This window comes from Bifidobacterium sp. WK012_4_13 (assembly GCF_041080835.1).
In the GTDB taxonomy this organism is placed as follows: Bacteria; Actinomycetota; Actinomycetes; order Actinomycetales; family Bifidobacteriaceae; genus Bombiscardovia; species Bombiscardovia fermentum.
The window spans coordinates 1,848,089-1,874,394 of record NZ_CP129683.1 but is presented as its reverse complement, the minus strand read 5'-3'; the positions used below and the strand labels follow the sequence as shown (position 1 = coordinate 1,874,394).

22 protein-coding genes, 1 tRNA gene and 1 pseudogene are annotated in these 26,306 nt (G+C 54.1%); 8 read left to right on the top strand and 16 right to left on the bottom strand.

Translation table 11 applies throughout. The annotated features are described in order from the left end of the window. The first annotated feature begins 6 nt into the window (after window positions 1-6). Window positions 7-675 (top strand): pentapeptide repeat-containing protein, encoded by a 669-nt coding sequence (locus QN062_RS07510; protein WP_369342575.1) that lies wholly within the window; start codon window positions 7-9, stop codon window positions 673-675. Here QN062_RS07510 and QN062_RS07505 read toward each other — a convergent pair. The 3 genes and pseudogenes from QN062_RS07505 to QN062_RS07495 form a co-directional block, all read right to left on the bottom strand. Further along, window positions 596-1,795 (bottom strand): annotated as a pseudogene (locus QN062_RS07505) (L-aspartate oxidase); the annotation flags it as partial. The gene QN062_RS07510 and the pseudogene QN062_RS07505 sit on opposite strands and share 80 nt — an antisense overlap. Continuing rightward, window positions 1,792-3,057 (bottom strand): quinolinate synthase NadA, encoded by a 1,266-nt coding sequence (nadA, locus tag QN062_RS07500; RefSeq protein WP_369341205.1) that lies wholly within the window; start codon window positions 3,055-3,057, stop codon window positions 1,792-1,794. The pseudogene QN062_RS07505 and the gene nadA, both read right to left, overlap by 4 nt. Window positions 3,058-3,200: 143 nt before the next feature. Beyond that, window positions 3,201-4,013 carry an NrtR DNA-binding winged helix domain-containing protein gene (locus tag QN062_RS07495; protein ID WP_369341204.1) on the bottom strand — a complete coding sequence of 271 codons (813 nt, stop codon included), beginning with the start codon at window positions 4,011-4,013 and terminating at the stop codon, window positions 3,201-3,203. Window positions 4,014-4,389: 376 nt separating this feature from the next. Between QN062_RS07495 and QN062_RS07490 the strand changes: the two genes are divergently transcribed. Next, window positions 4,390-4,668 (top strand): Lrp/AsnC family transcriptional regulator, encoded by a 279-nt coding sequence (locus QN062_RS07490; RefSeq protein ID WP_369341203.1) that lies wholly within the window; start codon window positions 4,390-4,392, stop codon window positions 4,666-4,668. Between the two features lies 1 nt (window position 4,669). Here the strand turns inward: QN062_RS07490 and QN062_RS07485 are convergent, their stop codons facing one another. The 4 genes from QN062_RS07485 to QN062_RS07470 all read right to left on the bottom strand — a co-directional run bounded on the left by QN062_RS07485 (window position 4,670) and on the right by QN062_RS07470 (window position 8,211). Next, window positions 4,670-5,350 (bottom strand): hypothetical protein, encoded by a 681-nt coding sequence (locus QN062_RS07485; protein WP_369341202.1) that lies wholly within the window; start codon window positions 5,348-5,350, stop codon window positions 4,670-4,672. A 390-nt stretch (window positions 5,351-5,740) separates the two neighbouring features. Continuing rightward, window positions 5,741-6,280, bottom strand: coding sequence for a hypothetical protein (locus QN062_RS07480; protein ID WP_369341201.1), 540 nt, complete (start codon window positions 6,278-6,280; stop codon window positions 5,741-5,743). Window positions 6,281-6,415: 135 nt separating this feature from the next. Further along, a complete protein-coding gene (locus tag QN062_RS07475) occupies window positions 6,416-7,543 on the bottom strand; it encodes an ATP-binding protein (RefSeq protein ID WP_369341200.1) in 1,128 nt (375 codons plus the stop codon). Continuing rightward, window positions 7,540-8,211, bottom strand: a complete 672-nt coding sequence (locus QN062_RS07470; RefSeq protein WP_369341199.1) for a response regulator transcription factor — start codon at window positions 8,209-8,211, stop codon at window positions 7,540-7,542. Before QN062_RS07470 ends, QN062_RS07475 begins: the two co-directional genes overlap by 4 nt. 360 nt (window positions 8,212-8,571) lie before the next feature. On the opposite strand from QN062_RS07470, the gene QN062_RS07465 reads away from it, so the two are divergent. Both QN062_RS07465 and QN062_RS07460 read left to right on the top strand, forming a co-directional pair. Further along, window positions 8,572-10,353: an ABC transporter ATP-binding protein gene (locus QN062_RS07465; RefSeq protein ID WP_369341198.1), complete on the top strand. Its 1,782-nt coding sequence runs from the start codon at window positions 8,572-8,574 to the stop codon at window positions 10,351-10,353. Further along, entirely contained in the window at window positions 10,350-12,146 is a 1,797-nt protein-coding gene (locus tag QN062_RS07460; protein WP_369341197.1) for an ABC transporter ATP-binding protein, read from the top strand. The genes QN062_RS07465 and QN062_RS07460 overlap by 4 nt, the downstream gene beginning before the upstream one ends. A 324-nt stretch (window positions 12,147-12,470) precedes the next feature. Here the strand turns inward: QN062_RS07460 and QN062_RS07455 are convergent, their stop codons facing one another. After that, entirely contained in the window at window positions 12,471-12,737 is a 267-nt protein-coding gene (locus QN062_RS07455; protein WP_369341196.1) for a hypothetical protein, read from the bottom strand. Window positions 12,738-13,081: 344 nt separating this feature from the next. On the opposite strand from QN062_RS07455, the gene QN062_RS07450 reads away from it, so the two are divergent. Continuing rightward, the gene (locus tag QN062_RS07450) at window positions 13,082-13,459 is read left to right on the top strand and encodes an LIM domain-containing protein (RefSeq protein WP_369341195.1); all 378 of its coding nucleotides are present in this window, start codon (window positions 13,082-13,084) and stop codon (window positions 13,457-13,459) included. A gap of 1,064 nt (window positions 13,460-14,523) precedes the next feature. Here the strand turns inward: QN062_RS07450 and QN062_RS07445 are convergent. Together QN062_RS07445 and QN062_RS07440 are read right to left on the bottom strand one after the other, a co-directional pair. Further along, a complete protein-coding gene (locus QN062_RS07445; protein WP_369341194.1) occupies window positions 14,524-15,744 on the bottom strand; it encodes a hypothetical protein in 1,221 nt (406 codons plus the stop codon). A 496-nt stretch (window positions 15,745-16,240) separates the two neighbouring features. Further along, the gene (locus QN062_RS07440; RefSeq protein WP_369341193.1) at window positions 16,241-16,921 is read right to left on the bottom strand and encodes an SGNH/GDSL hydrolase family protein; all 681 of its coding nucleotides are present in this window, start codon (window positions 16,919-16,921) and stop codon (window positions 16,241-16,243) included. Window positions 16,922-17,208: 287 nt separating this feature from the next. Between QN062_RS07440 and QN062_RS07435 the strand changes: the two genes are divergently transcribed. Further along, window positions 17,209-17,934 carry a hypothetical protein gene (locus QN062_RS07435; RefSeq protein WP_369341192.1) on the top strand — a complete coding sequence of 242 codons (726 nt, stop codon included), beginning with the start codon at window positions 17,209-17,211 and terminating at the stop codon, window positions 17,932-17,934. A 430-nt stretch (window positions 17,935-18,364) separates the two neighbouring features. Here QN062_RS07435 and QN062_RS07430 read toward each other — a convergent pair whose 3' ends face one another. After that, entirely contained in the window at window positions 18,365-19,648 is a 1,284-nt protein-coding gene (locus QN062_RS07430; protein ID WP_369341191.1) for an ATP-binding protein, read from the bottom strand. 171 nt (window positions 19,649-19,819) lie between these two features. Further along, window positions 19,820-19,891: transfer RNA gene (locus QN062_RS07425), tRNA-Lys, on the bottom strand. 239 nt (window positions 19,892-20,130) lie between these two features. Between QN062_RS07425 and QN062_RS07420 the strand changes: the two genes are divergently transcribed. After that, window positions 20,131-20,868 (top strand): MarR family winged helix-turn-helix transcriptional regulator, encoded by a 738-nt coding sequence (locus QN062_RS07420; RefSeq protein ID WP_369341190.1) that lies wholly within the window; start codon window positions 20,131-20,133, stop codon window positions 20,866-20,868. 20 nt (window positions 20,869-20,888) lie between these two features. Further along, window positions 20,889-21,626 carry a dioxygenase gene (locus tag QN062_RS07415; RefSeq protein ID WP_394854717.1) on the top strand — a complete coding sequence of 246 codons (738 nt, stop codon included), beginning with the start codon at window positions 20,889-20,891 and terminating at the stop codon, window positions 21,624-21,626. Between the two features lie 81 nt (window positions 21,627-21,707). Here QN062_RS07415 and QN062_RS07410 read toward each other — a convergent pair whose 3' ends face one another. From QN062_RS07410 to QN062_RS07395, 4 genes are all read right to left on the bottom strand, one after another. Beyond that, entirely contained in the window at window positions 21,708-22,067 is a 360-nt protein-coding gene (locus QN062_RS07410) for a hypothetical protein (RefSeq protein ID WP_369341188.1), read from the bottom strand. Window positions 22,068-22,071: 4 nt separating this feature from the next. Beyond that, window positions 22,072-23,304, bottom strand: a complete 1,233-nt coding sequence (locus QN062_RS07405; protein ID WP_369341187.1) for an ABC transporter permease subunit — start codon at window positions 23,302-23,304, stop codon at window positions 22,072-22,074. Window positions 23,305-23,324: 20 nt separating this feature from the next. Then, window positions 23,325-24,917, bottom strand: a complete 1,593-nt coding sequence (locus QN062_RS07400) for an ATP-binding cassette domain-containing protein (protein WP_369341186.1) — start codon at window positions 24,915-24,917, stop codon at window positions 23,325-23,327. Between the two features lie 91 nt (window positions 24,918-25,008). After that, complete coding sequence (locus QN062_RS07395; RefSeq protein WP_369341185.1) at window positions 25,009-26,109, bottom strand: substrate-binding domain-containing protein; 1,101 nt, start codon at window positions 26,107-26,109, stop codon at window positions 25,009-25,011. Between the last annotated feature and the right edge of the window lie 197 nt (window positions 26,110-26,306).

Below are 26,306 nucleotides of genomic sequence, written 5' to 3'. Positions count from 1 at the left end.
AGGTCGTTGCCGAAGACGCCTTGCTCTCTTCGAACTGCGACGGACTTTCAGGCTTTCCGTCTCCAAGGGTCTCGCCCTGCCCCTTGGCTCCGCCACCCCGTTGCACGTCGCTCGCAAGTCGATGCGCATATACCGCATCCATTGTCTGCAACCACTCGAAGAGGGTATGGACGGCCTGCTTCAGGTCGGATTCTCTGCGAATCACGCCGACGTTCGTCCACATCAGCCTCTGGATTTCCTCGCGGGTGGGAATATGTCCCGAAATGTGGAGCGTTCCATCCGGGAATAGGCGAACGGCATCAACACGGTTGCTGTTTACACCGCTGCTGCCTACACGGTTGCTATCTACACGGTTGCTGTTTACACCGCTGCTGCCTACACGGTTGCTATCTACACGGTTGCTGTTTACACCGCTGTCATCTACACCGCTGTCATCTACACCATTGTCATCTACAGGACTGCCATCGGCACGGCTGGCGGCGGCGTCCATCACGGCGGCAATGCCCGCACGTCTTCCGAACACCAAGCCTTCGAGCAGCGAATTCGAAGCCAGACGGTTCGCTCCATGAACTCCTGTTCTCGCGCATTCCCCTGCGGCATAGAGTCCTGGAACCGTGGTTCTTCCCCATAGATCGGTGTGGATGCCGCCCATCCAATAGTGAGCCGCAGGAGTGACCGGAATCGGCGACGTCGCCCAGTCAAGGCCTTCTTTTTTCGTGAAGTGGTCCAATGTCGGAAAGCGCCGTTTCAGGAAAGCGGCCAGATCCTGATGTCTGTCTGCCAGAACGGTGACGTCCAAACGAACCGGATCCCCACCCTGGCGCTGCATCGTGCGAAAATTCGCCCGTGCGACAATGTCCCGTGGAGCGAGTTCGGCTCTGGAATCGATATCTGGCATGTATCGCTCCCCGGCACTGTCAAGCAACACCGCCCCCTCGCCCCGAACGGCCTCCGACACAAGGAAATGCTTCTTGGCCGCAAGAGCCGTGGGATGGAACTGATAGAATTCCGCGTCCTGTATGCGAGCTCCCACTCGCCACGCGGCGGCCACACCGTCACCGGTGGCAATTTCGGGATTGGTCGTATATTCGTACGCCTGCCCAGCTCCCCCAGTGGCTAGGATCACCGACCGCGCCGCTATCTCGACCGCGCCGCCACCATCGCTTCCGGCTCTGGCACGCAGCTCATGCACCACCTCATCGTCCGCTCGCGTCTCATAGACCTTCCTCAACATCGCAGACATCTCGGCGTCGAGATCGATATGCACGCGCAGACCTTCGATCTCTCCATCGCGTGCGCGCAGACTCTCCAGGAAAGCGTGCTCAAGAATGTGGATGCGCGGGTTCAGAGCTGCGACGGATGCCAGGTCGTTCTCCATCACGTATCCAGTGGCATCGCCACCGGCATGCAGTATGCGTGCAACGCCATGGGCCCCTTCCATGCCATGCTGCAGCTGGCCGGAACCGTCACGGTCGAAATGCACGAGATTCCTGGCCAGAGCCTTCACCTCCCTTGCTCCCTCGGTCGTCAGGATTGCGACCGCTTCCCTGTCGCACAGCCCGTCGCCTGCGATCAGGGTGTCATGGGCATGCATCTCAGGGCTGTCGTCATCGGCGACCGCAGCCGCTATGCCACCCTGTGCGCAGAAGGTATTGGACATGGTGAAGCTGGTCTTGGAAATCAGCAGCACATCCTGCCCGGTCTGCCCTGAATCGAGTTCCTTCTCACCGCTTCCCCCGGCTATGGCGAGCGCAGCGGATATCCCCGCAATTCCTGCACCGACGACGACGATCATGGACGAACCTCCAACATTCTTTCCAGCGCGACGCGTGCATCGGCTGCCGTCCGCGGGTCCACCGTGATGCGATTGACGATGTCGCCTTCGACTATGCTCTCCAATGCCCAGGCCAGATATGCAGGGTGAATGCGATACATCGTCGAACAAGGGCACACTACCGGATCGAGACAGAAAATCGTTTTGTCCGGATGCTCGGCGGCAAGCCGATTGACAAGGTTGATCTCAGTGCCGACTGCTATGGCCGAACCCGATGGTGCCTCCTCTATTTCCCTGACGATATAGGCGGTAGATCCCGTGCCATCGGCCGCCTGAACGACTTCCATCGAGCATTCGGGGTGCACGATGACCTTCACGCCCGGATATGCCTGCCGTGCCCTTTCGATCTGTTCGACGGTAAATCGTTGATGGACCGAGCAGAAGCCCTTCCAGAGAATCATCCTGGCATTGGCATACGCATCAGCCGTCGATCCGCCCATCGGCCTCCTGGGATTCCACAACCGCATCCTCTCGGGAGGAATGCCCATCTGCATCCCGGTGTTCCTGCCCAAATGCTGGTCGGGGAAGAAGAGGACCCGCCTCCCGCGCTCAAAGGCCCACTCCAGCACAGCCCGGGCGTTGGACGATGTGCATACGATGCCGCCATGACGACCGCAGAAGGCCTTCAAGGCTGCGGACGAATTCATGTAGGTGATGGGAATGATGGGAGCGCGGACATCGTCGTCTGCATTGTCTGGGCAAGCATCCATCAGCTGTTTCCAGCAATCCTCGACCTGGTCGATGTTGGCCATGTCGGCCATCGAACAGCCTGCGGAAAGATTGGGAAGCGTTACCGACTGTTCCGGGTTGGACAGGATGTCCGCAGTCTCGGCCATGAAGTGCACGCCGCAGAACACGATATATCTGGCCTCGGGATGTTCGGTCGCGTTCTTGGCAAGCTGGAAGGAATCCCCTATGTAGTCGGCATGAGCGACGATCTCGTCACGCTGATAGAAATGTCCCAGAATCAGTAGCTGTGACCCGAGTTTCCTCTTGGCCTCCGTGATGCGTGAATCCAGCTCGGCATCGCTGGCCGACCTGTAACGCTCGGGAATCATGCGCTGCTTGGGAGCCAAGGATGGCAGGGTGTCGAAGATCGAGGCTCCTGGCCCATATGTCGGTTTCTCCTCAGGTCTGTCGAAGGCCCAGGGGTCGAGGGTGAGCCGGGAATCACAGCTGTCTTCGGCGCCAAGACGCTCGAGTATCTCATTGATTGCGGTCATGACATTCCTTTTCTCTCATCACATCTTCATCTGATCGTTGGGGATTCGAAGATTCGATTCCGCGGGATTCGCCGCACATGAGCACCGGACACCCCCGCTTCCCCGTCTCATTGCGAATCCCCAGCTCACTGCGAATCTCCGTCTCATTGCGAATCCCCGACGGAAATCCTGTCTGCCAACAGCCTGTTTGCAGTGACCGCGGACAGCACTCCCTCATACGCTTCATCGGCGGGCGTCCCTGCAGCATAGCGGTAAATCGCAGCAGGTCTGTGGCGACCCCGGACCTGGGATTTTCCGGTCGCCTGCAACGTTCCCGAAGAGAGAAGCCGTCTGCGGAAGTTCGCAGGGTCCAGAGCCTTTCCAAGAACCGCCTCATAGACATGCCGAAGCTGGGCGAGTGTGAACTCGTCTCCCACGAGTCGTGACGCTATCGAGGAATATTCGATCTTGTTCCTCAGCCGCCAGAGCGCATAGTCGACGATCGAAGCATGGTCGAAGGCAAGAGTGGGCAGGGCATCGGTCGCAAACCACTGGACGTTGTGCGCCTCATGCAGTGCCTCGGCTTCGGCCTGTCCGACGAGGGCCCAATACACGATCGAGACCATAGGAAGTCCTCCCTGGGAGCGATGTGGGCCTCCGAAGGTATAGAGCTGTTCAAGATAGTGAGGATGAAGCTTCGTCGTCGATTCCAAGGCGGCGAATGCGGCATCCTCAAGCGATATGTCGCTTCGCAGACCAGCCCCAGGCAGAGCCCAGCAATCGCGGAATGGCTGCTTCACGCGCCTGACAAGAGGCAGCCAGAGCCTGCCAACTTCGGGCTTGGACAAACCCTGTGACTCCATTGAATCGCAAGTCCCAGCGGATGCCCCGCCATGCTTGTCAAGAGCAAGGATGACCACCGATACGCCCAGATCGGGGGCGCTTCGTCTGCGCTCCGAGACATTTCCCAAAGGCATGATTCACCTCTCTCTGACGAGTGCATCAAGGCGGCGCCCATTGCAATGACGGCAATCTTCATCAAATACGGACAATGGCCTTCACAACTCGCGTGGCTTGCATTCCGCGCCGTTCACGGAAACCACTGTCAGTATACATGACTTATGGTCTATGTGACCTTTAGTCGTGTCGTCGTCAAGTTCCCTCCATCGTATGGCAGAGGAAAGTGAATGCCGATCACTGCGAGGAATCGAGCAAATGAGGCACTTCCAGACATGCACCTTTGCTTTCCCAATCGTCGCCATATACTTGAGATGCAAGGTGGCGAAGGATGGATGAGGCCACGCAGCGAGTAGAATCGTGACGAATCCCTCGGTGTCATCAAGAAGGAGCATTATGGCAGACGCAATCGTACTTATCAGCGCTGAATCGCAGAAGATCAATGAGGCTGCACAGGCAATCGTAGAGATTCCCGGTGTCAGGGACGTCTATTCCGTGGCAGGCGACATCGACCTCGTGGCCGTCGTATCCTCTGCGGCATTCGATGACCTGACCGGCATCATCCCCGATGGCATAGCCAAGGTCGACGGAGTCCTGAGCACACAGACCCTGATGGCCTTCAAGACGTATTCGCGAAAGGAAATGAAGGCAGCCTTCGAGCTGGGTCTCGACTGAGCTATCGCTCGATCTGCTTCGCCTGGAACGTCGTTTTCGAGGTACGCCTGAAGAACATGACAAGCCCGGCGACGACGACGCATACGCCAAGAACGATTCCAAAGATTCCCGAGCTTCTGCCCGCTTCACTGATGCCTTGGGAAACCAGCAGAACGTTCTGCATGACGACGATCGACAGCATCGCGTCAGTGAACGCCAGGAAGCGCACGGCAGAGTCCATCGGATTGCGTTCACGCCTAGAAAGAATCAGACCTCTGGCTGCAATGCCGATCTTGATGAAGGTGATCGTCGCGACGGTTATCGCGACTATATCCGAATATTTTCCCGTCGATCCAACGAAGATCAATGTCACTGAGAATGCGGCATAGCTCAGGCCTATGCATGATAGGAACAGGCCGGTCCTGTGATACACGCTCGTCTCACGGTTCAGACGCAAAACGGCATCTGTCAGCTGCCTGATCTTCTGATGACGGTACACGATGACGAATCGAGAGAGGCATAGCACGAGGTAATACACGGCGCTGACGATGAACAGGACTGACTGCGTGAAGATTCCCAACCCGAACTTTACGGATGCCATCCCGACACCTGCGGCAAAGGAACCTGCTGCGCCAAGAGCCGCCCGATCGGAAACCTCAAGGTTCTTGTATTGCTTCCAAAGCGACTGGGCGTAATGAATCATCCCCTTCTCCTCTCTTCACACTTCATGCATCATAAGTGCGCGCTGATCGCAGTATGGATTTTAAGCACCCAGAACGATGCCGAATCCTCGGATCGGCTAGCCTCTCATGATGCGGACTTCTCATGGCCTTGCGCACCACCTGCGGCAAAGCCATCGAAATCGAATACGTCAATTCTTCTCCACGGCGCGTGATCTCCATATATAAGCTCCTGCTGCGATGCCGATTGCTGCGACGATGCCTAGAAAAACCTTCATGATGACTCCTTCATAATATTGTTGATTTATTGTGAGTACTGATATTGTTGGACAGTTTTTAGTGAATTGAATGAGTTTTGGATACATGAATCCTGATTGCACGAGCGGGGTGCGACTGCGAATCGTCGTCTGGCACTACAGCAGCGAGCTTGCCTTCTTCGCCGTTTCATAGACTGCATCGTATGCCGCATCGACCTGAGGGGCGACCTTGCTGGTCTTCGAAGACACGTAATGCCGGAACATCGGATAGGCGAGCATCCAGAGCAGGAATCCTGGAATCGCGAGGAGGATCATGGCGACGATCAGGCCACCCAGATATGAGAAGACAGCGCCTGCAAGGAACGCACATCCCACAACCCCGATGCCGACGGCAAGCATTCCTGCATTTGACTTTGGCTCCGTCTCCAAGGAATCGATGCGGTCCGCATATGAATCGAACTGTCGCTGCAGGCGAAGCAGCTCCGCCTTGTTGCGAATCTGTCGATCGCGCTTGAACTTGAGAATCGATTTCTTCGACAGAAAATCCTGCTCCGATGATTCGAGCGACCATCCGAACGAACGGTAGCTGTCTGCATACAGGCCTTCGAGCGACGCGGAAACCGATATGGTCTTGTATTCGTATCCAACGAAGTCATGTGCTGCTGCTGAGATCGTTGTTGCGTTTGCGGCGGTCATTGCTATCTCCTTCACGTTGTGCTGTTGAGCTGACAACATCTAATCTAAAGAAGACACGTTCGGCGAATATTGGTGAATTGTTTGATTTGTGTTAGTTATTGCGAATTCTGCGAATACGCACGAACACTGGAGAGATCAGGCGGCAGGGAGCCTCACCTGCACCTCAGTTCCCTTGCCCCTTTCGCTGTGGATGGTGATCGAACCGCCGAGCAGCTCAACCGCACGATGCACCATCGCCATGCCTAATCCGTTGCCTTGCGCTGCATGCGAGGTGTCTGCCTGATAGAACTTGTCGAAGACGTGGGCGAGTTCATCGGAGCTCATTCCACAGCCATCATCGCGAATCTCGACGCTGACCATCGAATCATCGGAGCTCTGCCTGATGGAGACATGGCCGCCAGGTTCCGTGAATTTCATGGCATTGCCAAGAATGTTTCCCCAGATGATCTCCAACAGACCAGAATCGGCCTTGGCCAAGGCCGTATCGTCCATATCGATGTCCAGCTGAATGTCGCGCGCATCGAAGCTGTCACTCAGACCCAGAACGATATCGGTCAGTTGGCGGGGAATGTCACAGTCCTCAAGCTGCAGGTCGATGCTTTGGTTCTCCATCTTGCTGAGCTTGAGGATGTTGGTCACAAACTGACCAAGGCGCTTGGTCGCGCTGGTCACGATCTCGCTATAGTGCGTGCGCTGCTCGTCACTCAGGCCAGGCTTGCCCAATAACTGGGAATAGCTCTGGATGATGGCGAGCGGGGTCTTGATCTCATGGGATACATTGACCACGAAATCGTTCTTCATGGTCTCGATGCTTCCCAGTGCCTCGACCATGATGTTGAAGTCCTTGAACATCTCGTCGTCGGCATCCCAGTCCTTCGACTCGGGCAGATGCCTGGGATTGAGATAGACCGAAAAGTCGCCGTCGGCAACCAGCTGACTGGCTTCGCTGAAGCGATGCACCGGTTCAAGACGCCTGCGGACCTGGCGATAGGATATGAAGCTGACGATTCCGGCGACGATCGCCCAGTAGCCGGTCATTCCGGCAATGAAAAGCGGGGGGAACGAGGGAAGCTTCACATAGGAGCCCAGGATCAAGGCCTGGCATCCAGCAAGGGAACAGAGGATGACAAAGGTCCAGATGAAGGTGCTCGGCGCGAATCTGCGTTCCTTGATACGCATGGAGCGCTTCCTGGGAAGAGCTTCCATCTCGGACGCATCAGGTCCGTGGATCTGAAGGGCTTCGACTGATGATTTTCTTCTCACCGTGGCACCGCCTTATAGCCCAGACCTCGAACGGTCACGATGTCGAAACCATCGCAATCGGCAAGTTTCTTGCGAAGATTGGTGATATAGACGTCAACCGCCCTCAGACCGGTGTATGACTCAGTGTCCCAGAACTCGTCCATCAGCTGAGCCCTGGAAAAAACCTGCTTCGGATAGCTCAGCATCTTGTATGCGATATTGAATTCCCGCGCGGTCAGCGGCACTTCCTCGCCGCCTATGCTTGATGTCATCTGGCCTGCGTCCATGGAGAAATTACCCATTTCCAACCTGTTCTCATCGACGATGTGCGAACGCCTGAGCAGCGCCTCGATACGCAGCACAAGCTCGTCGTAGTCGATTGGCTTGACCATGTAATCGTCAACGCCGGTGTGAAAGCTCTTCTTCTTGGATGCAATGTCATCACGGGCAGTCATGAAGATTATTGGCAGGTTCGCATACAGCTCACGAAGCTTTGCAGCGAATGCATAACCATCGATATTCGGCATCATGATGTCGGAGATCACCAAATCAAACATGCGTCCGTGCATCGCCTCATAGGCATCGTGGACATTCAGGCAGCCAGTCACCTCATATCCAGCGTCCCGCAGATACATGCAAACGACGTCATTCAGATCACGCTCATCTTCAACCACGAGAATGTCAACCATGAGGCAACTCTATCGCGAACGCGCAATGTTCATGAAGGCCTAAACGGGAATCTCCGGCATGATTTTCCGCATTGCAGGTCGGGGTTGCGAGTTTTTGGCACTCGCTCAAGTATCGACGTTCGAATCTAGCCGAACCGCTACCGTGATTTCACCGATTTCAGCATCTACTACTCAGAGAAGTGCCAAAAACTTAGCAGCTCGCAGGATTCGCCAGTGAAAAGGCATGAAATTGGTGGCTTGCCGTTGCCTGGCGTCTCGCCAATCATGAAAGTCGAGATTCGCGACCGTTTCTGGCGTAAGCTCATGAATCGTCCACACGGTAATGACGGCATCTGGACGGCGCAGTTTCGGGGAGGGCACATGAGATTGATTGGTGGCTATGTTCGAAGACACATCGCAATGGTGTGCACTGCCCTGACCTTTCTGCTTGTGGAGACGATAACCGATCTGCTTCAACCCACGCTGATGTCGCATGTCGTGGATGACGGCGTGACTCGTCGCGATGTTTCCAGCGTGCTTCATTGGGGCATGGTCATGCTGGGAGCCGCGGCGCTTGGTGCCATGGCCGCAGTGATACGGAACGTCTATTCATCGAGGTTCTCCCAGCTCATCGGCCGCGACATTCGGTCAGACGCCTTTGCCAAGGTGATGAGACTACCGTTCCAATCCGTCGACAGGCTGCGTACCAGCGCAATAATCACACGCATCACCAACGACGTCGTTCAGATCCAGAACTTTACGCAAGGCATGACGCGAATCATGCTCAAGGCACCCATCACATGCATCGGCGCAATCGTTCTGATCATCATTCAGGTACCTCGGCAGACAGCGGTTATTCTGGTTGTCATACTGGTCTGCGCAGCTCTCACGACCGCGAGCATGCGCGCAGGTTTCCCCCGTTTCATGCGCGCCCAGAAGGCGCTTGACAGTCTTGGCAGCGCGAGCAGGGAGTTTCTGGTCTCAGTCAGAGTAATCAAGTCCTTCGGCGCAGAAGATCGGGAACAGAGGAAATTCGACATTGCCGCCGGTCATTTCGCGCGTGCGACCGTAAGTGCCTCACGCATCTCCGCCGTCTATGGGCCATTGATAAATCTCACCGTCAATGCCGGAATAATCGCACTGCTATGGCTTTCTCGAACACAGGACCCAGGCAGAATCGGCGTGCTCATGGCCTGCGTGAACTACATGACGCAAGTTCTGTTCGCACTTGGCCGCGTTTCTGCGATTCTGAATACGGCAGTGCGGGCATCGGCGTCGGCCCATCGAATCGAAGAGATCTTTGATGAACCAGATGAGCGGCCGACTGGCGAAGGACCTGCGCAGACCGAGTCGAAGAACGCACGCCATAAGCCTTCGGAGAATCCCGTCCGTCCACGAACGAATGCAGCTGGCACCGATCTTCTCACATTCTCGAACGTCACCTTCACCCATCCAGGGGCTTCGGCATCTTCGTTGAAGCAATTGAGCTTTCACATGCCCGGCCCTTCCACCTTGGGAATCATCGGTCCGACCGGCTCAGGCAAAACCACACTCATTACCATGATTCCCAGGTTTTATCAGCCTCAGAAGGGAACAATCCTCTATCGAGGCGTGCCTCTGAATTCCATGGACCTGCATGATCTGCGCGCGCACATGGCAATCGTTCCTCAGCATCCTGTGCTGTTCACAGGAACCGTTCGCTCGAATCTGCTATGGGGCGACCCCGCGGCCACCGATGAGGAGCTGTGGCAGGCAATTCGCCGGGCAAGCGCCGACGAATTCATCGAGCACCTTGATCACGGCATCGATGCGGAGATAGGGCAAGGCGGCGTGAATCTGTCGGGCGGTCAGCAGCAACGGCTTTCTTTGGCTCGGGCCCTCCTTCGAAAGCCGGAACTTTTGATTCTCGACGATTGCACGAGTGCACTGGATGGTTTCACCGAGGCCCGGGTGCTTGATAATCTGCGTGAAATGTCAGCTGAATCCAAGGGCATGTCGATGATTGTGGTATCGCAACGCATATCCACGGTACGAGGCATGGATGAGATCCTCGTGATGAATGCGGGCAGTCTGAGCGATTCCGGCACTCATGACGAACTCATGTCGAAGAGTGCACAATATCATGCCATCTTTGAATCGCAGATCGGACCGGTGAGAGCATGAGCGGCGCACGAGGTTTCGGACCCACTATGGGTGGCGGCATGGCGCGCCGTGGCAGAGCCGTGATCAAGCCAAAGAATCTGCGAGGAACCCTGCGCCGTCTCTTCGATCTCACATCAGGGCACCGCAAGGGCTTTGGGACCGTTCTGATCTTCTCCGGCCTATCGGCATGCTCATCGGTCCTTTCTCCGCTGATGGTCGGCAAGGTCATCAGTCGCATCTCTCTGAGAGATCCGATTGAAAGTGCGCTGTTCCTGCTGGCACTCGTCTACGTCTTCGATTGGTTCGTCAATTTTGCACAGGGATACCTGATTGCGTCGGCAGGCCAGAGGGTCGTGCTGCATCTGCGCGTGGCATTGTTTGATTCCCTGAAGCATCTGCCACTGAGGTTCTTCGACCGGCATCAGCATGGCGAGCTTATGAGCCGGCTGACGAATGATGTGGACAACATCAGCACGACGATCTCAGATTCCGTCGCGGAGCTGATGGTCTACAGCTTCACGATTCTCGGAACCTTGACGTTCATGATGATTCTGAGTCCATTGCTGACCTTGATTGCCATCGTTCCCGTGGTTCTTGTGCTGATTCTGACCAAGGTGGTCACGACTCGCACCAGGCCGCTGTATGCGCGGCAGCAGCAGGTTCTCGGCAGACTTGACGGCCATGTCGAAGAAACTGTTTCTGGCTTGAGCATGGTGAAGGCATATGGGAGAGAGAAGGCTGTGACCGAGCAGTTTGAATCACTCAATTCGGAGCTTTGCACAACCGCGACCACCGCACAGATCTGGTCGGGAATGCTTATGCCATTATCGAATGTCATCAATAATTTTGGCTTTCTGGCCGTCTGCGTCGCCAGCGGCATCATGGCGGTCCATGGGCAGATCGAGATTGGCGTGATTGCAAGTTTCCTGCTGTATGTCCGCCAATTCTCGCGCCCGTTCGTCGATATCGCGAATATCTACAATACATTCCAGACTGCCGTTGCCGGCGCTGAACGCATTTTCCAGATCATGGACGAACCGACCGAACCGGTCGACCAGGCAGAGGCCCTCGCCGTGACGAATCCAAAGGGAGACATCACATTCGACGATATCCGTTTCGGATATGATCCGGACGAACCGGTCATCCATGGAATAAGCCTGCACATTCCGGCGGGAACCAAGGTCGCGGTCGTCGGTCAGACCGGCTCAGGAAAGACGACGCTGATCAATCTGCTGGAACGTTTCTATGAGTTGGATTCCGGACAGATTCTGCTCGATGGGAAGCCAATTCAGGAATATAGGCTCTTGGACTTGCGAAGGACCTTCGGCACCGTCCTGCAGGATCCATCGTTGTTCGAAGGAACAGTCGCGGAGAACATCGCGTATGGCAAGGAGGATGCGAGCAAGGCGGAAATCGTTCACGCCGCCGAAGCAGCAGGCGCCGAAGGATTCATCTCGCGTCTTGAGCATGGGTATGACACCTATCTGCGTGCTGGCGGATCAGAGCTCAGCCAAGGCGAGCGCCAGCTGCTCACCATCGCCCGTGCGATGCTCGCCGATGCGCCGGTCATCATTCTTGATGAGGCCACAAGCTCGGTCGATACGGTGACAGAGACGACCATCCAACAGGCGATGGCAACCATGACGGCAGGCCGCACAAGCATCGTCATCGCCCATAGGCTTTCCACGATTCGCAACGCCGATCTGATCGTCGTCATCGACCATGGACATCTGGCGGAACAGGGCACACACGAGCAGCTTCTCGCACGCAATGGCATTTACGCGCAGATGTATCACAGCCAGACCGGAGTCTAGACACATCCGCGAACGGGACTCGCAAGTGCCGCTCATCACTGGCTCTCAGGCAATGCCTACTCTGCGATGTTCATATGCTGACGGCAATCAAAGGCTGCAGGCGCCGCAGCAAAAATCTCTCTCAAGAATGGCCGAGAATGACTGTTCTCGCATAGGGAAAGCCCTGACGTCTTTCGAGATTGCAAGTTTTGGGAACTTCAGAAAGTACAAACTCCGATTTTTGGCTTGATATCGGTCGATGTTCCAGTATTTTGGTCCTAGCTACATTGCGAAGTTCCCAAAACTTGAAACTCGCAATCTCGAAGAGAACCTCACCATCACATATCACCGTGAACCTACTGAGGATGCAAGTTCATGCACTTCATCTTCTCGTGAAAAATAGCCCCACATAAAGCCGATGATGAGCAAGCATGGAATCGCGACAAGTCCCGCCTGCCTCGACCGATCTGTTTCGAAATCGCTGATAAACCAGAGAACAGGACCGAGCAGGGGCAGTGTGATGATCAGAAGGCTCCACACAGGAATCTTCGTTTTCGCCGATCTCTTCTCAAAAGTCATGGCAGCAATTTTATCCGAATTCCACAGATCCATGACAATGCTGCCATCTCTTTCAAAGGATACGAATCCAGCAATCAGTCTTCTGACGGGTTCATTCAATAGACGCGAATGGACTCTCATGTCTGCAGCACATACTCTCTTCGTTCTGATTACTTTGTTGCCGGTTTTGAATTTTAGATAAGTATTGCATTTTCAATTGTTGATATGAAGCCATTTCCAAATAAACAAATAGCGCTTTCTCAAAAGGTCGGCAACAATGCAGCAGGTAAGCGGTTGTGTGTGCCAAATTGTTCCAACATTTGAGACGAAGCGCCCCACCTGTCAAAATGGGTGCATTGCAGTGAGGTTATTCCCAGTTTAATTAACATGTCAATGCGATGCCTATGACCTGTTCTATTTGTGGAATGGATGGGCACAACAGCCGGACGCGCCCGGGCGAGCACCAGACATGCCCGAATTGCGGTCGTATGACCGCAAATATGAATGACTATTCCGAACGTCATGATAGCGACCATTGCTCGCCATTTACCTCTCCCGAATGTTGGGCGCATTATCATCGGGAAAAGCTTATAGTTATGCTCGTTTGTACCGGATGTGGCGAACCCATTAAGGATGAGGGAAGTCACATAGACTTCAATGGTGAAGATTGGCATGAGAGTTGCTTCGAGGTCAGCGGTGGAAGCCCAACTTACTGTTACGGGATCATGTACGAGAATGGGGAGTCGTTCTGCTCCAGTTGCAGGGAGCCCATATAGAGGGCCGGCCGTGGCACTTCAAGGAAATCAGAACCGCATTCCAGCATTCCGGAGAAGCTTGAAACGATTCATAGAAAACACCCCTGTTGCTCCGCACCGGGGCACAGCCCGTTGTTGGGTGTCATGGCCAGGCACCGTAGCCACGCATCTGCAGCCGCGGCATGAAGACCGTTTGCGCCCAGCTGTTTCATCAAAGTTTCACAAACAGACCTTCTCCAGCGATGTCGTGGAACGCCTCGGCATCAACTAAGTCGCTTGCCACCCATGAACTTCTTCCAAAGCCGCTGCCCCATTTTCAGCCCCTTGTGCTTCGTCCAGAGCCTTCGTTATTGCGATTCTCGATATGTATAAAGAGGAGCTGTCGGCGTTACCTTCGGCGCGCTGTCGCGGTTCCCAGTACCGGCTGTTAGCGCTGCCGGCACAATGAGAGCAATGCCAAGCACCAAAATAAGGCATATCGTCAATGTGATACGCAGCCGTTCACTATGTAAGCGATGGTTGCTGCAAGAAGGCTTGCACATGGCACATTCCATTCCTAGTTGTGACTCCGATAAACGTACAAGGCCGTGCATGATGATTGCAGATACTACGGCAGCGGCAACGCTGAGCCCTCACAACGTTCGACTACAGGTATCGCACGGACGGGATGTTCTGCATCGCGCCAAACGTCCTATCCGTGCGATCACCGGCACTGCATTGGAAAGTTAACAACTATTTCACACGCTTAGATCGCAATTCAAAGAAAAGGGCGATCATGATTGATAATAGCCACCCGCCGCAATACGTATATGTTGCCATTATTCCTATTGTGGTGGAAAAGGAAATTATGTGAGCGATGAAGAACGACAGAATAAAGAACGACACAGATAATGAAAATGAATCTAATTTGGCAGAATGTTCTGAGCAGTATTTTTTTCGTACGATCCATACAATGATCAGAAAGATGAACCAGCTGATTGGAATGATTATTAGCCCGAACGGGGTTAGCGCTCTAGAAATTGCTATAGCTGACAGCATTGAAACTAGCCAGAATATGCAATTTAATCCGAGAAGCTTGACACTATTCATAGAATACATCCCGTTATTGCATCTCCAACCCTTACCCATCCCGAGGCATCAGAGCGATACCACGCCCATCCCGCCCCGGCCGCGCAAAGGGCAAGCCCGAGATAACCTGCCTTCTTTATGACAAACTTGCCAGACTTCCAAACCCATTTACTTCCAACTTTCACCCATTTACTGGTGCGAGTAACCCCAGACCAGACTTTTCCACGGGTCCAAGTCCAGGATTTTCCCAACCAGCTTTTTGCTTTGTCAAACCACGAGGGGTCCGCTATCACGGGAAAAGAGGTGTTTTCGTCGGTCTCGATTACCTGACGAATGCCCTCGTTCGTAATTTCAAAGTGAGTTTCTAATGCTTGACCTGTTGCGTCCACCGCCCAAGGTGTTTCAATTAGTCCGACTTCAATCGGCACGGTCGTAATGTCGGTGGTCACCTCGTCTACGGTCCGAATTTGTTTGAACTCGGACTCTGACAACTCCAAACCCTCCTCCAATGACAAACCAAGCACATCTTCAACCTCCGACTCATAGCGCTTCTGATCTTGAGTGTCCGGCACCTCAATATCTATCTCTTCAATAACAGATATGGAACCGTCTTCTTGCAATTGAAGTGTTGTGTCAGCCGGTAGTTCAATGTCAAATTCAACATTATCTGCGGACTCAGCATCATCAAGAATGTAAATAACCTGGAAACCATCATCTGTGGGTTGGGTTATGGAACTTGAGTTGTCCCCGTTAATATCCTGTTGGACGATAGCGCCATCAAGAATCTCAGTCGAAGCAGGTTCCGAAGCAGTACTGAACGATATTCCTTCTCCAGCACCCATTGCGTCATCGGTACTCAGACTAATCTCTCCAGATTCTGGGCTAACAGAAAGCATCGTCCCGTCCGGCGCTGATACTGAATCATCATCGGAGCCTTGGTAGCTTGCACCACGTCCCGCGACTGTTTGAGCAAGATCAAGCACCGTTGAGGGTTCCTCGGAATCATAGTTCGATGCCGCCGAGATAATGGCTGCAAGATCATCTGTAGGCTCGTTGGAAGACTCAATTGAATTAAGCTCCTCTGCATACGAAAAATCCTCAACACTGGAAAGCTCGCTTAATCGATTTTCATCTGCCTCGGCTGAAGCTGCTGACACAGATGAGAAAGATACAGCTATTGTGATTGCAATAAGTGGCACAAGCATTTGACGAAGCAATTTATGGTTACTGAAAGGCATGATTTCTCTTTTCTAGCATGAAAATAGAGCAGATAAATTAAAAAATAACATATCGTATTAATTTAAGCGATATGACCTTATTTAACAATCCCTTTGTTGCCTTTCTGTTCACATTTCATCACTTCGCACCTAACACTCTGTCATGAGAACCAAAGTCTCAGCCACTGAGCAACCAGGTATTTACTGCGTAAATCCCAATAGATTATTGGCCAAGGCACTATGAATCAGACGATAATTGGAAGATATTCTGACATTGTTGGTTCCATATGATTCTGACCTCTTTGAAAGAATGTTCTGAAGATTGTTCTGAAGTATGCGCTGACCGTCCGCTCACCTCTGAGACACCCATGAAGAATGCAGGCGCAGTCAACTCTGGCATGCGCGTGGATTGCTTCGTGCAGGGTGAATGACGGTTCTGGCATGTTTCGCCCGGTGAGTTCTCCCGGTGAGCCTTCCCGGTCGTTTCGGCGTGTAGACGCCGCTCGGCAGATATCGCTCAGGCTCCAAGCAGCCCTGCAAGACGTGGTGCGAGGATACGCGCGATGAAGTCGTATCCACGCTGATTGGGATGAATCGAATTGCCATAATACTCACGGCGCTGATTGAAGTTCGAAGCATAGTCGATGAAATGCCAATGGTTTCTGCGGCACATGCATCGGTATTCGGCGTTGAGCAGGTCAACCCCTTGATTCAGCTGCTCAAGCTCAGCCAATTCGAAGCGCTCACGAAAAATCGGCTCCTCGGTCGCGAACTGCAGCACTGACAGGACTGCGATCTCAGGATTGCGCGTCGAATCTCCGATGCATTCCCTGACAAGGGATTCAAGACGAGGAATCACCTTGGCGACCGAATCGCGATCGCGCGCATGTTCCAAATCCACATCATTCGTGCCCAGACCGAAGACAATGATGTCGGCCGACGGAACCGCCGCCTTCGCTTGCCCATACTCGGGGCAACTCCTGTAATCCACTGTGCTCGCACCATCGTGACCGCACGCCGTGACCTTGGCGTTCAACAGCCTTCCAACGGATTGCGGCCACGGACGCGAGGCATGAAACCCCAGTCCTGTATCGCCGTTCGTTATGCTGTCGCCTATGCAGACGATATGTGATGTCGAAGAGGGCAGATGCACGTCGAGTCTGGGCATTCCCTCTCCTTCCTTGGGTGGCAAAGTCATCGTGACATTCCTTACATGAACTGTATGAAGCTAGCTTGCTGCAACCTTCGTTGTTGCACGCTCCTAAGCTAACACCGTCATTTGTTGCTTTTTTTGGCGAGAATTACCGCCCGTGTGTGAAATCTTGCCTTTGTATTCCACTACTGGCTTTCGATCTGAGGAGAGCCGGCCCATCCATCATTCCTGAGAAGGCCTTGGAAGGAATGCAAGAATCTGGATCGTGAAACCAGTCACAGAACAAATAGTAGGGTTGATGGGCATGGGGGAAGAGAACGGGAGAGAACGCGATGAGTGGAACTGACGACGATGTGCACATCAATTTGCCTCGGCAGGATCAGGATGTGATGAATGTCGAAAATTCGGAGAAGCACACAGTCCCGTCTCCCCATCATGCAGGGAGTCGCGGGCGATGGAAGCTGATCGCGACAATTCTTGTGCTGGGTGCGTTGGTTGGCACCTGGTTCCTTCTCGGCAGACCGATACCTGCAGCAAGCATGCCGCGGCAGACCCTCACCACCGGAGTCGCGCCGGACGGCACGCGGTGGCGACTCAGTTCGAAGCTGAACGACAACACTCTCTGCCTTTCGGACGACATTGCCGACAACCCCAAGCATCCGAACGCATACGTCCTTGATGAAGGCGGAGGCGGGTGTGGATTCGACAACACGAGACTGGTGGATCACCAATACAGCTTCCTCCTTGGATCAACCACACAGAACGGCAGCGATCTCATGTTGTTCGCGCCAGCGCCGGCGAACGCGGTGAGAGTGCAGATCGCCGAGCATCAGAGCGTGCCCACCCACGCGATACCCGGCTTCTTCTACAAGGGCGTCAGATACTGGTATTTCGCATATCCCAAGAACTGGCCCAACAGTACCAGCGGCAAGGAATGCGACAGCCTCTTCGACAGCCAGCACCCCGCGAAGGGCCACTGCAAGATACAGGCCTATGACAAGAACGGCAAGGTGGTGCCCTTCGGCAACCACTACCTCGACCCGAACTCAGAGCTATAGACACGCGGGCGATTCGGCGAGACACCCACCAAACCCAGATTCTCCATACAAGACCGGATTCCCCCAAGACGGTGCCCCCCCCTCGGACTCGAACCGAGAACCCACGACTTACAAGGATTCATGAGTAGGGCGACTGCTCTTGAAAGAGGTCATTTCTTCCACGACTGCGGCGGCACAGGCACGGCTGCTGCAACCCCGACCGGAACGAGCAGGTCACCCCCAGCCCGTTCCGGGGCATTGTTATGAGAGCCGTCCAAGACAGACCGTGATCGCCGACGACGATGCAAGACAACCATTCCACAATGCATGAGAGCCGCATTCGACCAGTCAGACCGACCTTATGTGCAGCCGACAGGCGCATAACGCGGCAGTCTGCTGGCACAGAATAACGAAGTGATGTTGAAATCTGAATAATGGCGATATCGTGCGATCAGACGGTCAGACTGGTAATCGGGAATACGCGCACGCCCTCTGGCGTCGTATATTGGAAGTCCGTCTTGCCTACCAGCACCGCCATGAATGATGGCTCTGGATTATGTGCAGCTGGATTCGATTGAATCTTGTTCCGTAAGCGCAGCAAGGAGTGCACTCCCTGATCGACCTTGTTGGAGCCAAGCTTGATCTCAATCGCACCCCATCTGCCATCGTTCAATTCAACAATCGCATCCACTTCCAGACCATCGGAATCCCTGTAGTATCTCAATGAGTCCAATGGCGAAGCAGTCAGAGCAGAAACATATACACGCAGATCGCGCATGCACAGCTCTTCGAAAAGATTGCCGAACAGCTGAGGCTGCGACATAAGTCTGGAAGGGGTCATACCAAGTAGAGATGCAGGGAGCGAAGGGTCGGAAAAATAGCGTTTCGGCTTCGTTCTTAAGCGTCTTGGTGATTTAATCGGAGCATCCCAACCCCTGATCTCATCGATCACATATCGTTCCTCATAGAAATCAAGGCATTGGCGAACGACTTGTCTGGTCTGAGGAGCATCCTCGGCGTCCAAACGCATATCTTCACCGAGTGTATCCAAAGTTGCGGATGCACCTACATTTCTTGCCAATGACACACCCAATGCCCGAAGCTGCCGCTGGCTTCGCGGGGTCTTCCCTTGACTGGATGAGATTAAGGTGCTCATATATTGCGCAGGTATCAGAATCGCAGAGTCGGGATTAAGCTTGAGCGCACCTGGCCATCCGCCCAAACAGATGAAACGCGCGAGATCATCAATGCTGCTCTGCGTGGGGCCGGATGTGAAATCTCCATCAAAGAGACCGCTCAGAGAAACAGATCCATCACTATCCCCAGATTCGCTTAGACTCATAGGCCACATGCGCAATTGCGAGATTCGTCCGGCACCGCTATGCCTCACCTGATTCTTGGCAGGAGTAGAGGAACCTGTCAGCATGTACTGGCCCGGCACGCTCCCCGCCTCGTCAACAGCATGTCTGGCCGAATCCCAAACACTCGGAACCTCTTGCCATTCGTCGATGAGATGAGGAGGTTCCCCTGAAAGCACGGTCCCAGGGTCTATCCGAGCCAAGTCAGCCGCTTGCTGCGAATACAGACTGGTCTGGCTGTTCGCTTGCGCCTGCGCGCTCCACGTCTTGCCCGACCACATCGTGCCCGCAACCTCAACTGCACCGAAAGTGGCAAGGTGACGTTTCAGAACCGCGTCGATGATGCGCGGACGATACGTTTCATGTCGTAGCGTCACCGGCACTCCTTCTGCAGTCGTCATGGCATCAATAAGCCGCCAGAATGCAATTATACAAAATACCGGCTGTCGATGATGCAAAATATCGGATTGGAACAGTACAGAATATCGGATAAAAAATCAAAAGATCAGAATCCGAAGCAACATGAACCGAATCCGACGGAGAAAAGGTGCCCCCCCTCGGACTCGAACCGAGAACCCACGACTTAAAAGGACGCTGCTCTGCCATTGAGCTAGAGGGGCAACAGCTAAATATCATACAACGTAATCAGAGAACTTGCCACCAAGGTACGAATGGCGCCGAATTGCGAGAACGCAGGCAATTTAAGACGCTTCCTGCCACCCATATGACACTGTCAAGTACTTGACAGATACGATTCTTCGAATACAGTTATATCTGTCAGGTACTTTACAAATTTATCGGGACGCTCGACTCCTCCCAAACGAGGCAAGGCAGGGCACACACCAAAAAAGGAACAATGATGGCTACGCATCTTGAACACGGCACGAACAGAACCGACGGCTCAGCACACGGCAGCGATTCAGACCTGGAAACCGGAAGAAAGACAGAGCTCAAGCCGCAGATACTCAACCAACTTCGCGAACTCAGCATGATGATGATCCGGATCCGGACGCAGGTCTCACGCATCGACGACGGCATGCAAGAACGAGCCTATCGCCATCTTGCAGAGCGCCGGATGGCTCAGCGTCAGGCCCGCATGGCCGAACGAAGCCGTGACCGGGCGCGCATGCCAGGCATGCCCAATCCCATGGAGGCACTCGGCGGAGGCGATTACGCCCTGCGAGGACAGGGACGAGTACTGCTCACCCTCACCCTGCGGTCCACGGTAAGCCAGCGCGACCTCGCAACGATTCTCGGTCTGAGTCGTCAGGCTCTGGGTCAGTTGCTGGGGAAGCTCGAGGCAAAGGGCTATATCTCGCGCAAACCGTCGGATGGCGACAGGCGCGTTGCCATGGTCGAGATAACGGAGAAAGGCAGGAAGGCCGCGCAGCAGTTGCATAAGACCATGCAGAATGCAGCCGATGCCTTCGACTGCCTCGACGCTGAGGAATTGGTACAATTTAGCGGATATTTGCAGAGGGTCATCGAAAACATAGAGAAGAAGTATCCCGAAGACGAGTTTGTGGAACGCCGTAGGATGATGAAGGAAGCTATGCGTGAATTTCGTGAGGCAAATATGCAAGAAGGGGAAGAATGAGCGCAAAACCAACCATGCACATGTTCTCATCGAGTGAATCAATAGCGATCGAGCAGCATAGTGCAACACCATCGGTGAGCCGCACGACGAGGGGAACGGCGAACGTCGAGGGACGCCTGACATCTCCCGTTGCCCGAGTTCCCGAATCCACCGCGAGCGCGGGTGGCATCACCATCAAAGGCCATACGATCAAGACCTTCGCATATACGACCGATGCTGCGGTGATTCGTAACACCAATGCGGATGCCATTCTTGCCGTCTATCCGTTCACGGGCGAACCGGTCATCACACAGGCACTGCTCATCGTCGCCCAGCAGCCGGTATTCGTAGGAGTCGGAGGAGGCACGACGACCGGCACTCGCGTCGTCGAGCTGGCCATGGTCGCAGAGATGCAGGGCGCCGCCGGCGTCGTCATCAATTCGCCTGCGCCTGCGGAGACCGTCGAGGCTGCAATGAATTCAATCGACATCCCAGTAATCGCAACCGTCACCGCCGACGATGAGATCACCGAGGAAAAAATTCTTGCAGGTGCTGCAATAATCAATGTCGCAGCCGGCGCCAATACGACTTCGGTCGTGACAGGCATTCGTGCGCATCACCCCGAAATACCAATTCTCGCGTCATGCGGGAGCACGGACATCAATATCGCCAGCACGCTCGAGGCAGGCGCCGACGCTCTGACATGGACTCCCCCAAGCGCACAGCTGCTCCAGACCCAGATGATGGCGCGATATCGTGGCGAGACCCCGGAAGGCTGAAACCCGAAAAGTTCAACCCGAAAGGTCACGAGACGGGACAACCCATGGGGTCCTTGCTCACGTCAGCTTCCCATCGGTTTTTCACAGACCGGCGGCCTGCCCTTCCGCGTGATCCTTTCCTTGACCGTGTGGCGGAGATACAGGACTCATTGCGTCAGCATCACGCACAGCATCCGATCCGCCGCCGCCCTTGGCCACTTTCAACTCCCTGTTCAGGACAAAGGCATTGTATCCGGTGTACACGATTGTCGTCAGAATGCAAAGCCACAGCACGACATGCGCGACGCTAAAGAACGCAGGTTCACCGAGACTCGAATGCATGGATTGCACGAGCCAACCCACACTGGAAATGCTGGTAAGCGCGTATAGCCTCATATGGAACCGTTCGTCAGCTTCGAAACGAGTCTTTGCAGTGGCCTTGCCATTGATGCCGGGTGACACGATCTCATGCCTTCTTTCTTTTGCTCAGGAGATCGTAGGCCACCGCAACGATTACGACGAGACCCTTGATGGTGCTGATGATCGAAGCGTCAATGCCCATGATCGACAGGCCTTGATTCAGGACTCCCATGATAAGTGCGCCCACCAAGACCCCGGGTATTGTTCCTATGCCACCGAACACGGCAGTGCCACCGATGAAGCATGCGGCTATCGCATCCATCTCAAAACCTTGTCCGGTCGCCGCACTCGCAGATGCAAGCCTTGAAAGAACGACGATCGAAGCGATGGATGTGAGCAATCCCATATTGAGGAAAATCTTGAAATCGACCATTTCGGTATTTACTCCTGACAGGATTGCAGCCTTTCTGTTGCCGCCCACGGCATAGATATCGCGCCCAAGGATCATGCGGTTGAGAACGAACCAATATATTCCGATCAGCGCCGCAATCAGGACGAACATGATGGGGATTCCACCCTCGGTCGCGTTTCCCGATCCTGCAAAGAGATAGGTGACGTAACCGATGATCGCAATGCCAAGCACACATTTGACCGTCGTCCAGATCGAGGACTCCACTTCGATCCTGTTCCTTGCCGCCTTCGCACGCTTGCGTAACTGGGACCATACGAACAGGGCAATGCCAATCGCGCCTATGACGATGGTCAGACCGTCAAAGCCCCACCAGAAGCCGAAGACATTGGGAAGATAGCCTATTGCGATCGTGCGGAAGGGAGTTGAGCGAACGGCTATCGATTCTCCGGCGATAAGGGTTGCAAGGCCTCGAAAAATCAGCATGCCACCAAGGGTGACCACGAATGCGGGGATGTGGACGTATGCGACCCAAAAACCCTGCCAGACGCCGACAAGCAGTCCGACGACGATCATGAAGAGAATGGCCAGCATCCAGTTCATTCCCCAATTCATCATCGCGTAGGCACCCACACCGCCTATGAACGCGATGACGGAACCCACGGAAAGATCGATATGAGTGGCAATGATGAGCATCAGCATGCCGATTGCAGTGATGAGCACATAGGCATTCTGCTGAACGAGTGCAACGACGTTGTTCGGATAGAGCAAACGGTTGCCTGTAAGAACCTGGAAGATGAGGATGATGATGATCAGTGCGAGAAAGATTCCGTATGATCTCAGATTCGCGAGTATCTGACCCTTAAGTGAAAAGGTCGGAACGGACTTTTCATGTGACTTGTCTTGTGCATGCGATTCAACGGCTGACATATTCGTAATGCCTTTCTTGATTATTGTTGATTGAGAGCCAGTGCTTGCCTGGCAAGAAGATTCGGATCGTTTGAATCATCCATGATCATGTAATGCATGAGCGTCTCCTGGCTGCTGTCTTTCCTGTCGACGCAAGCGGTGATTTTCCCGGCGTTCATCGTATAGATGCGATCGCAGATGCCCAGAAGCTCCGGAAGTTCAGACGATATGACGATCACGGCCTTGCCCGAATCCGCCAGGTGGTTGATGATCTCATAGATGTCATATTTCGCGCCCACATCGATGCCGCGCGTGGGCTCGTCGAGTATGAGGACACGAGGATTGGCAGCCATCCATTTCGCAAGGACGACCTTCTGCTGATTTCCTCCGGAAAGATTGCCCGATTCCATCTCTATGCTCGAGGCCTTGAGCTTCAGCTCGTTCCGGAAGCGTTCGGCCATATCGAGTTCCTCGCCAAGGTTGATGACGCCATGCAGGCTGATGTTCAGCAGGCTTGCCAAGGAAATGTTCTCCCGAATGGATTTCAGCAGATTCAATCCGAATTTCTTGCGATCCTCGGTCGCATAGACGACGCCCTGCTCGATTGCGGAGCGCACGGTTGGGAATCTGACCTCGTTGTTCTCTATGAACAGTCTTCCCGATGCCTTGACTCCGTATTGATGACCGAAGACACTCATCAGCGTTTCCGTCCGGCCAGCGCCGATCAGACCAGCCAAGCCAACGATCTCTCCGGCATGAACGTTGAAGCTCACGCCTTTCACGATCATTCTGCTCTCGTCGATCGGATGATACAGCTTCCAATCCTCCACACGGAAAAGCTCTTTTCCGATATGCGAGACATGCTCCGGATACCTGTTCGTCAACGGCCTGCCGACCATGTCACGGATCAGGGCATCGACGTCAAGCGCATGCTTGGAATCAATGTCAACATGAGACACCGTCTTTCCATCGCGGATCACCTGAACCGCATCTGCGGATTCCTCGATTTCGTTGAGCTTGTGCGAAATGATGATTGCCGTGACTCCCTTCGTCTTGCGAAGATCGTCAATGATCCGCAAAAGATGCGAGGAATCCTCATCGTTGAGCGCCGCGGTCGGCTCGTCCAGAATCAGGAGCTTGACATCCTTCGTCAGGGCCTTCGCGATCTCCACGAGTTGCTGCTTGCCGACTCCAAGATTCGAGATAAGCGTGTCAGGACTCTCATACAGCCCCACAAGGGCCAGCACTTCCGCCGTTCTTCTCCTCTGCTCGTCATAGTCCACCGAAAGACCCTTGCGAATGTGGCTGCCCATGAATATGTTGTCGGCGATGGTCATGTAAGGAACAAGCGTGAATTCCTGATGGATGATGACGATTCCCTGCTGCTCCGAATCATGGATCGTCTTGAACTTGCAGGTTTCTCCGTTATATATCAGATCACCCTCGTAGCTTCCGTATGGGTACACGCCGGAAAGCACATTCATCAGCGTTGACTTTCCAGCGCCGTTTTCTCCGCAGAGGGAGAAAATCTGCCCCTGCCTCACCGAGATGCTGACATCGTTAAGGGCGGTGACCGGGCCAAAGCGTTTAACAATATGCCGCATCTCCAATATCACATCGTGCTCATCTGCCATAGTGGCTCCTTGATCGTTCATGCATTGAGTGTTCGATTGCCCAGAGGGGCACTTCGCCGGCCTTGGCGCCGCGCCCCTTTCTGACGATGGCTCACAGGCCTGCCTCTGAGGCGGTCAGATACCCTGAGTCCACAAGTTCCTTCTTCACATTCGACTTATCAACCGAGACAGGAGTCAGCATGATCGACGGAACATCCTTATTCCCATTGGGGAAGGTGCTGGTGGTTTCCGGGGTCTTGCCCTCCACCAGGCTCTTGATAAGGTTCGCGGTGCTTGTGGCAAGCTTTCGCGTATCCTTGTATACGGTCATCGACTGCTGACCCTTGACGATGTTCTGAACGCTGGCCTGCTCCGCATCCTGGCCCGTGATGATCGGGTAATAGCCCAGCCCAGCGCTTTGCACAGCCTGGACTGTGCCTCGTGCAAGAGCATCATTGGGCGCCAGGACGGCATCAAGATGATTGGTGCCATTGCTATAGAAGGAATTGATACGATTCTCCATCTCGTTCTGGCCCTTTTGCTGATCCCAGTTGTCGATGCCGATGGAACGATAGTCGTCGACGGTCTTGGGCACCTTCCCTGACTTCGACTGCAGAGCGCCTGACTTGAAGTATGGTTCCAGAACAGACCAGGCACCCTGGTAATAGTATTTGGCATTGTTATCGGTGGGAGAACCCGACATCAGCTCAATGTTGAAGGGGCCCTTCTTGCCACTGTCGAGGCCGAGCTTCTTGACGATGTATTCACCCTGCATCTTTCCGACTTCGGTAAGGGAGAAGGTCGCATAGTAATCGACCGCGTCGGTGTTCATGATCATGCGGTCATAGGCGATGACCTTCGCTCCTGCCGCCTTCGCCTGCTCCGCTGCCGAACCAGTCGCGGTTCCATCGATCGATGCGATCACGACGTAATCGACTCCATTGTTCGCCATGTTCTGAATCTGGGATGATTGCTGGTCCGTCTTGCCGTCCGCATACTGCAGGGTGACCGAATATCCGTAGCTTTCCAGCTTTTTCTTCAGATTGTTGCCATCGATCTGCCATCGTTCCAGCTGCTGTTCGGGCATCGATATCCCCACGCTGACCTTTGCATCGGAAGACTCGCTCTGCGACCTTGCAGAGCCGCAGCCAGCCATGGAAATCAGAATTGCCGCAGTGCCGAGCGCAGCCATGCCTTTCATGAGTTTTTTCATATATTTCTCCTCGTCCTTGATGAGATAATGGATGATTTCAGAAATGTGAGTTGTAAAACCAGATGGCCATTCAACTGGTTTCCCTAACAGCATATATCTAGTTTAACGATTTAACAAATTCAATTCTCAGGCAGTCCTGACCCGACATCATGCACGAAGGCAGGTCGGTCATTGGTACCGGCAAATAAGTTAAACGA